Genomic DNA, 13,255 nt, shown 5'->3' on the forward strand with positions numbered 1-13,255 from the left:
CAAGGAGTTCCTGTCGTGTTGTGGCTCGTCTGGCGCCAGCACCGGTTACCGGTACTGGTCACGTCGGTCCTGTTGCTCGCCTTCGGCACGGTGTTGCTCGTGCACGGCCTGCGCACCGTCGACCTCACCGCCGGCCTCGCGGCCGGCAGCGAGGAACTCGACGCGCTGCTGGACCGGCGCTTCCACGACCTGTACCTGTTCTTCAACTGGCTGCCGCTGGTCCCGGCGCTGGCCGGCCTGTTCCTCGGCGCGCCCGTGCTGGCCAGGGAACACGAGACCGGCACCGCCGCCCTCGCCTGGACCCAGTCGGTCTCACCGCGCCGGTGGGTCGTGACCAAGCTGCTCGTGCTCGGCACGGTGGTCACCCTCTGCGGACTCGCGCTGGGCGCCATGCTCAACGCCTGGCTGGGCACCCTCGACGAACTGGGCCAGGGCAACCGGTTCGCGCTGGTACCGCTGTTCGGCGGTTCCGGGGTGGTCTCCGGGGCGTGGTGGCTGTTCTCGTTCGTCATGGGCGTCGCGGCCGGCACCGTGCTGCGCCGCACGGTCCCGGCCATGGCCGTGGCCCTCGCCGCCTACGTGGTGGCGTTCGTGGTGATCGTCTCGCCGATCGTCGACTTCCGGGACATGTACGCCGAACCGACACGTGTCGTCCAGGACAGCCCCGCCGACGCCCGGCCCGCCGGATCCGTGTCGGCCGGGTCCGACTGGCTGGACCCCGACGGCCGCACGGTCGACTCGGACATGTACCCGGTCGCCAGCGCCGCCGGCTGCCCCGACGAGGGCCCGCAGTTCGACTACAGCCCCTGCCTGTTCACCAAGGGCTACCGGATGGCCGTCGAGTTCTACCCGCCGACCATGTACTGGCGGTTCCAGTGGACCGAGACGGCGATCCTGACCGGCGTCGCGCTCGCGGTCGGCGGCCTGGTGGTCTGGTCGGCGCGCCGCCCTACCGGGGGCCGGCGCTGACCAGCCCGGTGCGGAACGCGATGATCACCAGCTGGGCGCGGTCACGGGCGTGCAGCTTGCTCAGCAGCCGGCCGATGTGCGTCTTGACCGTCGCCAGACCCAGGTGCAGCTGCTCGGCGATCTCGGTGTTGGACAGCCCCGTGGCGATCAACGTCAACACCTCCCGCTCCCGGTCGGTGACCCCGCCAAGGCCACTGGCCGGCACCAGCGGCTCCTGCAGGCTGAACTCGGCGATCAGCCGGCGGGTGACGCTCGGGGCCAGCAGGGCGTCCCCCCGCGCCACGACCGCGATCGCCGCCAGCAGCTCGGCCGGCGGGGTGTCCTTGAGCAGGAACCCGCTGGCCCCGGCCCGCAGCGCCGCGTAGACGTAGGTGTCCAGGTCGAACGTGGTGAGGATGAGCACCTTCGTCGCGGCGGTGTCCGGCGAGGAACAGATCCGGCGGGTCGCCTCGATGCCGTCCATCTCCGGCATCCGCACATCCATCAGCACCACGTCGGCCCGGGTCAGGGCGGCCAGCTCCACCGCCTCGACACCGGTCGCCGCCTCGCCGACGGCCACCAGACCGGGCGCGGTCTCCACCAGCAGCCGGAAGCTGCCGCGCACCAGCGCCTGGTCGTCGGCCACCAGTACCCGGGTCATGCCACGCCGTGGGGGATCGTCGCGGCCACCCGAAAACCGCCCTCGGGTCGCGGGCCGGCCTCGAACGTGCCGCCGTACACGGCGACCCGCTCGCGCATGCCGATCAGACCGTGGCCGGTGTGCTGGCGCGGGCGCACGACCGGGCCGTCGTTGGTGATCTCCACCCGGACATCCTCACCCGTCGGCTCGACCCGCACCCGGCAGCGGGCCGGCGCGGCGTGTCTGACCACATTGGTCACCGACTCCTGCACGATCCGGTACACCGACAGGCCGACCGCCTCCGGCACCTCGCCGTCGCCGACCTCGACACTGACCGTGACCCCGGCGTCGGCCGCCCTGGCCGCGAGACCGGGCAGGGCGGCGATCCCGGGCGCCGGCGCCAGCACCGGCCCGTCCACCTCGGACCGCAGCACGCCCAGCAGATGGCGCATCTCGGCCAACGACCCCCGGCTGGTCGACTCGATCACCGCCAGCGCCTCGCGCGCCTGCTCGGGATGCGAGGTCGCCACATGGTTGCCGATGCCGGCCTTGACCGCGATCAGGCTCATGCTGTGCGCGACGATGTCGTGCAGCTCCCGCGCGATCCGCAGCCGCTCCTCGGCCACCGCTTGCCGCGCGGCCTGCGCGCTCGCCCGGTCGGCAAAGGCCTGCCGGACCCGGGCGGTCAGGCCCAGCGTCCACCCGGCGGCCAGCAGCACCACCCCGAACCCGATGCCGTAGACGGTGTCGGGCCAGCTCTCGGCCGAGGGCTCCACCAGCCGCCGCACCACCACCGCCCCGGCGATCACCCCCGCCGAGACGGCCAGCGCGACCGCCGACCGGCGGCGCGGCAGCACCCGGCCGACCTGGTAAAGGGGCACCGCGACCGCCGCGAGCGGGGCGCCGATCGCCACCGGCGGCATCACCCCGGCCAGCAAGCTCACCGCCGTCGCGCCGACCGCCACCCCGAGCGCCGGCAGCGGCCAGCGTCTCCCGGCGGCCACCGGCCCGGCGATCGCCACGGCCACCAACAAGGACAGCCACACCGGTTCACCGGCGGCGTCCGGCTGGCCGGCGTCCAGCACGGCGAAGCCGACCACCCCGGTCAGCACCAGCGCGAGCGCCGCGTCGAACAACCTGAGCACGGACTCGACGGTAACCGGCGCGGCGCGCCGGCGGGTCCACCCACGGGTGGACCGCCACGACCCGACCCCGGTCCGATGTGCCGACCGCGCCCGAGGGCCACCGTTGTGCCCCGTGACCACAACGACAGCGGCCGGCGCGGACGGCCTGACCAAGGTGTACGGCGAGGGCGAGGCCCGTGTCGTCGCGCTCGACGACGTGACCGTGGACTTCCACAGTGGACAGTTCACGGCGATCATGGGCCCGTCCGGCTCCGGCAAGTCGACGCTCATGCACTGCGTCGCCGGGCTCGACACCCCCAGCTCCGGGCGGGTCCGCCTGGGCGAGGTCGACCTGTCCGGCCTGTCCGACGACCAGCTGACAGCGGTCCGGCGCGACCGGGTCGGGTTCGTCTTCCAGGCGTTCAACCTGCTGCCGACGCTCACCGCGCTGGAGAACATCACCCTCCCGCTCGACCTCGCCGGCCGGCGGCCCGACCCGGCGCTGGTCGACGCGATCGTCGCCGCCGTCGGCCTCGGCGACCGGCTCGGCCACCGCCCGGCCCAGCTCTCCGGCGGCCAGCAGCAGCGCGTGGCGTGCGCCCGCGCACTGGTGACCTCGCCGGACGTGGTGTTCGCCGACGAACCGACCGGCGCCCTGGACTCGCGGTCCTCCGCAGCGCTGCTGGCGCTGCTGCGCCGGGGAGTCGACGAGTTCGGCCGGACCGTGGTGCTGGTGACCCACGACCCGGCCGCCGCCGCGTACGCCGACCGCGTGCTGTTCCTCGCCGACGGCCGCCTCGCCGGCGAGCTGACCGAACCGACCGCCAACCGGGTGCTGGACCGGATGAAGACCCTTGAGCGGGTCGCCTGATGTGGCGCGCGATGGTGCGGGACCTGCGTGCCCACCGCGGCCGGCTGGCGATGACCCTGGCCTCGATCGTGCTCGGCGTGGCGTTCGTGGTGTCCAGCTGGGTGCTGGCCGACTCCACCGCCGCCAGCGTCCGGGCCACCGACCTGAGATCCGACGTGGACGTCGTGGTCAGCGGCCACGACCTCACCGACGCCGACCTGGCCGACCTGGCCGCGTTGCCCGGGGTGAGCGCCGCGCGGGGGGTGCTCGCCGGCCGCGCGGCGCTCGTCGGCGCCGACGGCAAACTCGTCGCCGGCCCGCACGACACCGCCGGCACCGGCTGGGACCGCACCGACCGCTTCGTGCTCACCGCCGGCCGCGAGCCGCGCGGGCCGGGCGAGGTCGCCGCCGCCGACGGCACCGAACTGTCCACAGGGGACACCGCGCGGGTGTTCCTGGCCGACGGCCGGCAGGTGCGGGCCACCGTCGTCGGCACCTTCGGCTACCGGACCGTCGGGTCCGAACCGGCGCCCCGGCTGGCCTACGACCAGGACAGCGCGCGGTCGATGTTCGGTTCCTACCACTGGATCGAGCTGACCGGCGAGCACATCGCCGTGCCCCCGGCGCCCGGCCGGCAGGTCGACACCGCGCGGGCACTGGGCGAGCAAGCCACCGCCGACGCCGAGGCCGCCGCCGGGTCGACCAGGGAAACGCTGCTGGCCTTCGCCGCGGTCGCCCTGCTGGTCGGCGGGTTCGTCATCGCCAACACCTTCGCCATGCTGGTCACCCAGCGGGTGCGCCAGTACGCGCTGCTGCGCGCGGTCGGCGCCACCCGCCGGCAGGTCCGCCGCGCGGTCCTCGGCGAGGCGGCGGCCCTCGGCGCGGCCGGCGCGACCGGCGGCGTCCTGCTCGGCCTCGCGCTCGCGTTCACCGCCCTCGTCCTCGCCCAGGACGACACGGAGTTCGTCGTGTCCCCGCTGGGGATCCTCGTCGGCTACGCGGTCGGCGTCGGCGTGACCGTCGTCGCCGCGCACGCCTGCGCCCGGCGCGCCGCCACCGTCGCCCCGGTCGCCGCGCTGCGCACCGACGCCCTCACCCCGCCCCACCGCACCCGCCGGGTCCGGGTCGCCGCCGGCCTGCTGCTGGTGGCGGCCGGCGTCGCGACCGTCGCGGCCACCTCGGGCGTCGACGACCTGGGCACCACCGAGCGGATCGTCGGCCTCGTCGGCGGGATCGTCGCCTGGCTGGGCGTGCTGGTGCTCGCGCCGGAACTGTCCGCGGCACTGCGGCCGGTGGCCGCGCTGCTCACCCGCCTCGGCGGGCCGGCCACCCGCCTCGGCGCCCGCAACGCGCTGCGCGACCCGCGCCGCACCGCCGCCACGTCCTCGGCACTGCTGGTCGGTCTCGCACTGGTCTGCGCGTTCGCCACCCTCGGGGAGACCATGGTGTCGATGTTCGGCGACACGGTCCGCGCCACCGTCCCCGCCACGACCACCGTCCTGCGCCCGGCGGCCGGCGACGAACCACTGGGCACCGACGTCCTGGACCGCGTCCGCGACACCCCGGGCGTCACCGGAGCCGCGGCGCAACGGTACGGCTCCGCCACCGTCGCGACCGGCGGCCGGACCACCGTGTCGGCCATCGAACCGGACGCGTTCGGCACGCTGCTGACACCGCCGCTCGTCGCCGGCACCGCCGACCTGCGCACCGGGTTCGTCGTCGGCACCAACGAGGCCGCGATGCTCGGCGTCGGCCTCGGCGACCAGGTCACCCTCGACTTCGACGGCGAACGCGTCACCCGCCCGGTCGTCGGCCTGCACACCACGACCGAGGCACAACCGCTGTTCTACCTCGACGTCGCCGCCGCACCGGCCTGGTTGCGCGACCGCACCACCACCGTCTACGCCACCGGCACCGACCCGGCCGCCGTGCGCACCGCCCTGGACCGGGCCTTCGCCGGCCGACCGGACGTGCGGGTCACCGACCGCGAAGGCGTGATCGACGAGGACATGGGCGAGTTCGCGGCCGTGCTCGCGGTGATGTACGCGATGTTCGGCGCGGCCGTCGTGATCGCGATCTTCGGCGTGGTCAACACGCTGGCGCTGTCGGTGCTCGAACGCCGCCGCGAGATCGGTGTGCTGCGCGCCGTCGGGGCCCGCCGCCGGCTCGTGCGCCGCGCGGTCCGCGTCGAGAGCCTGGTGATCTGCGGCTACGGCGGGATCACCGGGATCGTGGTCGGCGTCGGGTTCGGCGCGGTCATGCAGCACGTGATGCTCGGCCGCGAGCTGTTCGCGATCTCCGTGCCGTACCTGGTGATCGGCGTGTCGCTGGCCGGCATGGTCGCCGTCGGCGTGCTCGCCGCGCTGTGGCCGGCGCGGCGCGCGGCCCGCACCGACGTGCTCGTCGCCATAGCGACCCGGTAGCCCTCCCCGGGTGAGAATGCGGGACATGAGACGAGCCGCCATCGTGACCCCGCTGCGTACCCCCGTCGGCGCGTTCGGCGCGACCCTGCGACCGGTACCCGTCGAGGACCTCGCCGCCACCGTGGTGAAGGCCGTCGTCGCACGCTCCGGCGTCGACCCGGCCCAGGTCGACGACGTGGTGTTCGCCCAGTCCTACGCCAACGCCGAGACCCCGTGCGTTGGCCGGTGGGCCGCGCTGCACGCCGGCCTGCCGGTCGAGGTGCCCGGCATGCAACTCGACCGGCGCTGCGCCGGCGGCCTCCAGGCCGTGGCGACCGCGGCGATGATGGTGCAGACCGGCGTCGCCGACGTGGTGCTCGCCGGCGGCGTGGAGAGCATGAGCAACGCCGAGCACTACACCACCGGTGTGCGGTGGGGGAGCAGGTCCGGCGGCGTGCAGCTGTGGGACCGGCTCGACCGCGGCCGCGAACGCTCCCAGCCGGAATGGCGGTTCGGCAAGATCTCCGGGATGGTCGAGACCGCCGAGAACGTCGCCCGGCGCCACGGGATCACCCGCGAACAGGCCGACGCCTACGCCGCCCGCAGCCACCAGCGCGCCGCCGCCGCGTGGGACGCTGGCCGGTTCTCCGCCGAGGTCGTGCCGGTCGAGGTGCCCCAGCGGCGCGGCGACCCGGTGGTGTTCGACCGGGACGAGGGAGTGCGGCCGGACTCCACCCCCGAGGCACTGGCCCGGCTGCGCACGATCTTCCCCGACGGCACCGTCACCGCCGGCAACGCCAGCCAGCAGAACGACGCCGCCGCCGCGTGCCTGGTCGTCGCCGAGGACCGGCTCGACGCCCTCGGGCTCACCCCGCTCGGGTTCCTCGTCGGCTGGGCCGCCGCCGGCTGCGACCCAGCCGAGATGGGCATCGGCCCGGTACCCGCCGTGGCGAAGCTGTTCGCCCGCACCGGGTTGTCCTTCGACGACCTCGGCCTCGTCGAGCTGAACGAGGCGTTCGCCGCCCAGGTGCTCGGCGTGCTCCAGGGCTGGGGCTGGGACGACCCCGACCGGCTCAACGTCAACGGCGGCGGCGTGTCGCTCGGGCACCCGATCGCCGCCACCGGCGTGCGGATCCTGACCTCGCTGCTGCACGAGATGGACCGCCGGGGTGTGCGCTACGGCCTGGAGACCATGTGCGTGGGCGGCGGCCAGGGGATGGCGGCGGTGTTCGAGTCAGCCCGCTGACCGGCCGGGCAGGATCTGGCGGGGGAGGCCGTGCGGCCGGTTGCGCGGCTTCCACTCCCTCGGATAGCCCAGCGAGACCTCCTCGAAGCGGACGCCGTCGTAGTGCGTGGTGCGCGGGATGTGCAGGTGCCCGTAGACCATGACCTGCGCGCGGTAGCGGGTGTGCCAGTCGGCGGTCGCCTCGGTGCCGCACCACTGGGCGAACTCCGGGAAGCGCAGCACGTCGGTCGGGGTGCGGACCAGCGGGTAGTGGCCGACCAGGACCGTGGGCAGGGCCGGGTCCAGCGCGTCGAGGCGGCCGGCGGTCAGCTCGATCCGCGCGCGGCACCAGTCGTCGCGGGTCGGGTAGGGGTCCGGGTGGAGCAGGTACTCGTCGGTGCACACCACACCGGTCTGGTGCGCGTAGGCCAGGCCCTCCTCCTTGGTCGCGCAGCCCGGCGGGCGGAAGGTGTAGTCGTAGAGGGTCATCAGCGGTGCGATGACCACCGGGCCGTCGGGGCCCTCCCAGGTCGGGTAGGGGTCCTCGGGGGTCAGCACGTCCAGCCGACGGCACAGCTCCACCAGCGCCTCGTACCGGTCGACGCCGCGCAGTTGCACCGGGTCGTCCGGCGGGGTCCACAGCTCGTGGTTGCCCGGCGCCCAGATGACCTTCGCCCATCGCTCCCGCAGCACCCCCAGCGCCCACTCGATGCTGGAGAACCGCTCGGCGACGTCCCCGGCGACCAGCAGCCAGTCGGCGTCCGAGGACGGTCTGAGGTCGTTGACGACGTCGCGGTTCTCGGTGTAGGAGACATGCAGGTCACTGACCGCGGAGAGAATGCCGGTGCTCACCCGGCTGACCCTAACGGTCCTGTTATCCCTCCTCGCCTACCGTCCGTTGGTGCAGACGTGTGCGTCCGGTGGGGAGGTATCCGCTCCGGGGCGCGGGTCGGTGTCGCAGAATGAGCGCAGAACGAGCGTGGATCAATGCTCACGAGGGGGACAGCGGTGCGCGGAGTTCGGGTCTCGTTGGGTGGTGCCGTGTTACTGGCGGCGACCACCCTGGTCGCGCCGGCCCCTGCCGCCGGCCAGCCGACCACGGTCGCCGGACTGCTCGCGCACTACTACGACCTGAGCAAGGAAGCCGAGCGGGTCAACGAGGAACTGTTGATCTTCCAGGAGACGCTGGCCGGCCAACAGCGCACGTCGGAGGCGGCGAAGGTGGCCGCCGACGAGGCCAAGGAGACCGCCGGCCGGGCCCGCCGCCGGGCTGCCACCGTGCCGAACCTGGACCGGATGGCCGAGGTGCTGGCCCGGCGCCGGGGCATGGACGCGCTGTCGGCGTTCGCCGCCAGCGAGAGCCCGGGCGACCTGCTGGCCCGCCTCGAGGGCGCCGCGCTGGCCACCCAGCTGACCGGCTCCGGCGGCGAGGACGACGTGGCGCTGGCCGAGGCGGAGCAGGCGGCGCGGGCGGCCGAGACCGCCGAGCGGGCGGCCGAGCAGGCCGAGAAGAAGGTCGCGAAGGGTGCCGAGGAGGTGCGCCGTCGTCAGGGCGACCTCGACCGGCAGATCAGCGAGGTTCGAGGCGCGCTGGACAACCTGACCCCCGAGCAGCGTTCGCTGCTGGCCACCATGGACGACTTCGGCGGCGAGGTCGTCATCCCCGGTGGCGGGGTCGGGGGGATGCTGGAGTTCGCGGTGGCGCAGATGGGCAAGCCGTACCTGTGGGGTGCGGTCGGCCCGGACTCCTACGACTGCTCGGGTCTGGTGCAGACGGCGTTCGCGTCGGCCGGGGTCCGGATGCCGAGGGTCTCGCGCCAGCAGGCCCAGGTCGGACAGCGGGTCGCCCGCGCGAATGTCCGCGCGGGCGACCTGATCTTCTACTACGAGCCCGTTCACCACGTGGCGATCGCGGTCGACGGTCAGCGGGCCGTGCACGCCCCCAGCTTCGGGGAGTCGGTGAAGCTGTCCGGCATCGACGCCATCGGCCCGATCACCGTGATCCGTCGGGTGATCGCCTCCTAGTTGGTTGGATCGTCGGTTCGCTGGTCCTTCCTGCGGCGGCCGAGGCGGCGGGCGCCGGCCCGGGCGGCGGACTCCTTGCGGAGGCTGGCGATCATCTCGTCCTCCTGCAGCACCAGCGGGTCCTTGCGCAGGTCGCGCCACAGCGACCAGCACAACCCGATCATCACCACGGCGAACGGTGCCGCCACGATGATCGTCAGGTTCTGTAGACCTGTCAGTGCGTTGGTTCCGCCTTCGCCGGCGAGCAGCATCACGATGGCGACGCCACCCATGAGCATGCCCCAGAAGATCACCACATTGCGTTTCGGATGGACCGATCCGCCCTGCGACAACGTACCCATGACGACCGACGCGGCGTCCGCACCGGAGACGAAGAAGATCGACACCAGGATGATCACCAGGATCGCGGCCAGGGTCGCGAGCGGTAGGTGTTCGAGGAACGAGAACGTCATCGCCTGGGACGTGCCGTCGGGGTTGTAGACCCAGGTGTTCGGGTCGTAGACCTCCGACATCGTGCCGTTGGCGTTGTGCTCGGCCAGTTGCCCCGGGGTGAGGTGTTGGGCCTCGACCGCGTCGCGTTGCTGCTGGATCGCCGCACCGCCGAAGATGGCGAACCAGAACAGGCTCACGACGCTGGGCACGAGGATCACGCCGGCGATGAACTGGCGGATCGAGCGCCCCCGGCTGATCCGGGCGATGAACATGCCGACGAACGGCGTCCAGGAGATCCACCAGGCCCAGTAGAAGATCGTCCAGCCGCCGAGCCAGCTCTGCATGGCCTCGCCGCCGGTGGCGCCGGTGCGCCCGGACAGTTCGGCGAACTCGCGGACGTAGTCGCCGATCGCGCCGGGGACCAGGTTGAGGATCAGCACGGTCGGGCCGACCACGAACACGAACGCCGCCAGGATGAAGGCCAGCACCATGTTGATGTTCGACAGCCACTGGATGCCCTTGGCCACGCCGGAGACCGCCGAGGCGACGAACGCGATGGTCAGCACCGCGATGATGGCGACCATCAGCGCGGTGCCCGGCTCGCCGACCCAGCCGACGAACGCCATGCCCTCGCCGACCTGCAGCGCGCCGAGCCCGAGCGAGGCGGCCGACCCGAACAGCGTGGCGAAGATGGCCATCACGTTGATGGCCTTGCCGATCGGTCCTTCCGCGCGCCGCTCACCGAGCAGCGGGGCGAACACCGAGCTGAACAGCTGGCGCCGCCCACGGCGGAAGGTGCTGTAGGCGATGGCGAGCCCGACCACGGCGTAGATCGCCCACGGGTGGACGGTCCAGTGGAACAGGGTGGTGGCCATGGCGGTGTGCACGGCCGCGTCGGAGGCAGGCAGATCGGTGCCCGGCGCCGGTCCCATGAGGTGCTGGACCGGCTCGGCGACACCGAAGAACATCAGTCCGATGCCCATGCCGGCGCTGAACATCATCGCGATCCAGGAGACCGTGCGGAACTCCGGCTTTTCTTCGTCGGTGCCGAGTGGGATTCGTCCGTACCGGCTGATCGAGAGTCCGATCGCGAACAGAACGAAGCCACTGGCGACAAGGACGAAAGCCCAGCCGCCGTAGGGGATGATGCCCTCGTTGAGAATGGTGTTGGCCACGCTGACCATCGAGTCGGTGCCAAAGACACCCCACGCGAGGAATACCACGGTCAACGCGGCGGCGACGCCGAAAACGACCTTGTCAGTGACCGGAGGCCGCTCGGCGGCCAGCTCCGGGGTGTCGGAGCTGGCATCGGTACTCGGCATTCCCGGTCCGGTGGCTTCGGGTGCCTTCGTCAGTTCATCGTCCATACTGGTGAGTCCGCGCCGAACCCAACCGGCGCGATGCCTCCCTTCCGATTGGTTCGGCTGTATACGACTCGCGGCAGCCTAGACCGTACGGCAACGGTGGGAGGCCGGCCTGTTGCGCAATGTGCACCAAGGCGCGCCGGGACGATAATTCGTTACGCAAAAGAGTTCTCCATGATCCGTTCGCGCGCCGGGGCGATCGCCGGTACGGTGACCAGCCCAGGAGGGCGATCGGCACCCGCTCCCGCCGCCATCAGAGGACCGTCGACAGTCCATCCGGGAGTGTCGATCCACACTCCACAGTGGAATGAACAGGAGATCGATCGCGGCGGTGCCGGCGGCGTCCTACCCAATCGAACAAATGCGACAAATCAGACATTTCTCCAACAGTCTCATGGTGGCCTCCGTCGCGTGGCCGATCCCGGTGGAACGTCTGTCCACAATGGCCATTCGGTCCACCAGGTCGACGGTCTTCGGATGTTGTTGCCAGAGCGGACTTTCAGGCGTTCATGGTGAACGAAAGTCTTTGCCTGTCGGGAATGTGGCAGTGAGGGCAACGCGGCACGTGGTCGGTTCGAGAGGTGACGTTCTCGCATGGGTCGACTCCTTGAGGTGTCAGGTGCGGCAGAAAGGTGTCGGTCCGGAATGTGATGGGCATGGGTATTGGCGTGCCGTGCTCGCGGCGGTGCCGAGTAGTGCGTGATTCGACCGGCGGGTCCGTCGTGATCGGGCCGACGTCCCCGCCGCGACATCGTGCCCGCGTTCGTCGCTGACGAGGAAACAACGGCGAACGAGGAGCCCGCGGCCGCGTTGCGACGCCTGGTGAACCAACTCGTTCCTCGCTCGGAGGGAGCTCGCCGCGACATCGACCTGGTTGTGACCGCACGCGCCGAGGTCTTCCCGGCGGTCGCGCGAGCCTCGGGGGCTGATGCGGCGCCGTCGGCCGCTCGCGCCTCTGGTGTGCGCCGGTCTTGCCGGCAATGCCGAGGCAACGTCGTCTCGCTCATTACGGAGGCGAGCGCGGAGACAGGCCCCGCCGGTGCCGTGCTGTGGTGTCGCCGGTGGGCGTGCCGGGCCTCGCCGGTGCCGTGCTGTGAAGGTTCGGGCGGATTCGGTGACCGGTCGTCCGCCGGGTGTTCGTGGGACCGGTATCGTGCTGTTTCGGCCTGGTGCGCCTATTACCCCCCTCGGGTATGCTGGGTTGGTGGGATTGTTCGATTCGGCGGAAAGGGACCCGGGATGCGGGGCTACACGAGCGACAAGGACGGCTTTCTGAAGCGTCTGCGCCGCGTCGAGGGACAGGTCCGCGGACTGCAGCGGATGGTGGAGAACGACGAGTACTGCATCGACGTGCTGACGCAGATCTCGGCGGCGACCAAGGCGCTGCAGGCGGTGTCACTCGGCCTCATGGACGAGCACCTTCGCCACTGCGTGGCCCAGGCCCTCGTCGACGGCGGCAAGGACGCCGACGAGAAGGTCCGCGAGGCCAGCGAGGCCATCGCCCGCCTGGTTCGTTCCTGACCCTGGCCCGGCAACCCTCGCGGAGTCACCGGCACGCCGACTCGCCAGTGGGGCCATCACCCAGGTCGCCTCGGTGGCCGGTCGTGGGTGTGGGGTCAGCGGACGTTGCGGGGGCGGAACTGGATGCTGATCCTCGGGCCCACCGGTCGTGCCGTCTTGGGGACGGCGTGCTCCCAGGTGCGCTGGCACGACCCACCCATCACGATGAGGTCGCCCAGGCCCTGGGCGTAGCGGAGGGTTTCACCGCCTCCGCGCGGCCGGAGTAACAGGTCCCTCGGCGCACCCACCGACAGGATCGCGACCATGGTGTCCTCGGTGTCGCCCCGGCCGATCCGGTCACCGTGCCAGGCGACGCTGTCGCGGCCGGTGCGGTAGTAGCAGAGGCCGGCGGTGCGGAACGGTTCGCCGAGTTCCGGGGCGTAGTGCTCGGTCAGCGCCTCGCGGGCGGCGGTCAGGACCTCGTGGGGGAGTGGGTCGGCCTCGTCGTAGAAACACAGCAGCCGGGGCACGTCGACCACGCGGTCGTACATCCGGCGGCGTTCTGCCTGCCACGGCACCTCGCGGGAGAGGCGGTCGAACAGTGTGCCGGCGCCCTTGAGCCAGCCGGGTCTGGTGTCGATCCACGCGCCCGCGCCCAGCTCCGTCCGTTGGACGGGAGCCAGCGAGCGCAGGCCGATGTCGTCGAGGTCGTCGAGCAGGGAGCCCTGCAGTCCGTGGTTCATGG

General features: G+C 72.2%; 11 protein-coding genes. 6 read left to right on the forward strand and 5 right to left on the reverse strand.

Features of this window, described 5'->3' with window-relative positions:
* The first annotated feature begins 15 nt into the window (after positions 1–15).
* The gene (locus tag BLA60_RS01135) at positions 16–969 is read left to right on the forward strand and encodes an ABC transporter permease subunit (protein ID WP_075130776.1); all 954 of its coding nucleotides are present in this window, start codon (positions 16–18) and stop codon (positions 967–969) included.
* Here the strand turns inward: BLA60_RS01135 and BLA60_RS01140 are convergent.
* Both BLA60_RS01140 and BLA60_RS46090 read right to left on the reverse strand, forming a co-directional pair.
* The gene (locus BLA60_RS01140; RefSeq protein WP_075130777.1) at positions 950–1,609 is read right to left on the reverse strand and encodes a response regulator; all 660 of its coding nucleotides are present in this window, start codon (positions 1,607–1,609) and stop codon (positions 950–952) included. The two genes, BLA60_RS01135 and BLA60_RS01140, sit on opposite strands and share 20 nt — an antisense overlap.
* Positions 1,606–2,733, reverse strand: coding sequence for a sensor histidine kinase (locus tag BLA60_RS46090; protein ID WP_075130778.1), 1,128 nt, complete (start codon positions 2,731–2,733; stop codon positions 1,606–1,608). Before BLA60_RS46090 ends, BLA60_RS01140 begins: the two co-directional genes overlap by 4 nt.
* A gap of 112 nt (positions 2,734–2,845) precedes the next feature.
* Between BLA60_RS46090 and BLA60_RS01150 the strand changes: the two genes are divergently transcribed.
* The 3 genes from BLA60_RS01150 to BLA60_RS01160 are packed head-to-tail and all read left to right on the forward strand — an operon-like array spanning position 2,846 to position 7,210.
* Positions 2,846–3,583, forward strand: coding sequence for an ABC transporter ATP-binding protein (locus BLA60_RS01150; protein ID WP_084734518.1), 738 nt, complete (start codon positions 2,846–2,848; stop codon positions 3,581–3,583).
* Positions 3,583–5,985 carry an ABC transporter permease gene (locus BLA60_RS01155; RefSeq protein ID WP_075130780.1) on the forward strand — a complete coding sequence of 801 codons (2,403 nt, stop codon included), beginning with the start codon at positions 3,583–3,585 and terminating at the stop codon, positions 5,983–5,985. The genes BLA60_RS01150 and BLA60_RS01155 overlap by 1 nt, the downstream gene beginning before the upstream one ends.
* A gap of 25 nt (positions 5,986–6,010) precedes the next feature.
* Positions 6,011–7,210 (forward strand): acetyl-CoA C-acetyltransferase, encoded by a 1,200-nt coding sequence (locus BLA60_RS01160; RefSeq protein WP_075130781.1) that lies wholly within the window; start codon positions 6,011–6,013, stop codon positions 7,208–7,210.
* Here the strand turns inward: BLA60_RS01160 and BLA60_RS01165 are convergent.
* On the reverse strand, positions 7,199–8,041 hold the full coding sequence (locus BLA60_RS01165; protein WP_075130782.1) for a metallophosphoesterase family protein: 843 nt from the start codon (positions 8,039–8,041) through the stop codon (positions 7,199–7,201). The genes BLA60_RS01160 and BLA60_RS01165 overlap by 12 nt on opposite strands.
* 189 nt (positions 8,042–8,230) lie before the next feature.
* Here BLA60_RS01165 and BLA60_RS01170 point away from each other — a divergent pair, with 189 nt between their 5' ends.
* On the forward strand, positions 8,231–9,214 hold the full coding sequence (locus BLA60_RS01170; RefSeq protein WP_075130783.1) for a C40 family peptidase: 984 nt from the start codon (positions 8,231–8,233) through the stop codon (positions 9,212–9,214).
* Here the strand turns inward: BLA60_RS01170 and BLA60_RS01175 are convergent.
* Positions 9,211–10,968 carry a BCCT family transporter gene (locus BLA60_RS01175; protein WP_075130784.1) on the reverse strand — a complete coding sequence of 586 codons (1,758 nt, stop codon included), beginning with the start codon at positions 10,966–10,968 and terminating at the stop codon, positions 9,211–9,213. The genes BLA60_RS01170 and BLA60_RS01175 overlap by 4 nt on opposite strands.
* A 1,281-nt stretch (positions 10,969–12,249) precedes the next feature.
* Between BLA60_RS01175 and BLA60_RS01180 the strand changes: the two genes are divergently transcribed.
* Entirely contained in the window at positions 12,250–12,531 is a 282-nt protein-coding gene (locus tag BLA60_RS01180) for a metal-sensitive transcriptional regulator (RefSeq protein ID WP_075130785.1), read from the forward strand.
* Positions 12,532–12,626: 95 nt separating this feature from the next.
* Here BLA60_RS01180 and BLA60_RS01185 read toward each other — a convergent pair whose 3' ends face one another.
* Entirely contained in the window at positions 12,627–13,253 is a 627-nt protein-coding gene (locus BLA60_RS01185; RefSeq protein WP_075131427.1) for an alpha-ketoglutarate-dependent dioxygenase AlkB, read from the reverse strand.
* Positions 13,254–13,255 lie beyond the last annotated feature (2 nt).

The sequence above is a fragment of the Actinophytocola xinjiangensis genome (assembly GCF_001921215.1).
Taxonomy (GTDB): Bacteria; Actinomycetota; Actinomycetes; order Mycobacteriales; family Pseudonocardiaceae; genus Actinophytocola; species Actinophytocola xinjiangensis.

Excerpts from the sequence above, each read along its gene's own strand:
- BLA60_RS01160 (WP_075130781.1), top strand. The coding sequence starts at position 6,011 with ATGAGACGAGCCGCCATCGTGACCCCGCTGCGTACCCCCGTCGGCGCG.
- BLA60_RS01155 (WP_075130780.1), top strand. The coding sequence starts at position 3,583 with ATGTGGCGCGCGATGGTGCGGGACCTGCGTGCCCACCGCGGCCGGCTG.
- BLA60_RS01175 (WP_075130784.1), bottom strand. The coding sequence starts at position 10,968 with ATGCCGAGTACCGATGCCAGCTCCGACACCCCGGAGCTGGCCGCCGAG.
- BLA60_RS01185 (WP_075131427.1), bottom strand. The coding sequence starts at position 13,253 with ATGAACCACGGACTGCAGGGCTCCCTGCTCGACGACCTCGACGACATC.
- BLA60_RS01140 (WP_075130777.1), bottom strand. The coding sequence starts at position 1,609 with ATGACCCGGGTACTGGTGGCCGACGACCAGGCGCTGGTGCGCGGCAGC.
- BLA60_RS01180 (WP_075130785.1), top strand. The coding sequence starts at position 12,250 with ATGCGGGGCTACACGAGCGACAAGGACGGCTTTCTGAAGCGTCTGCGC.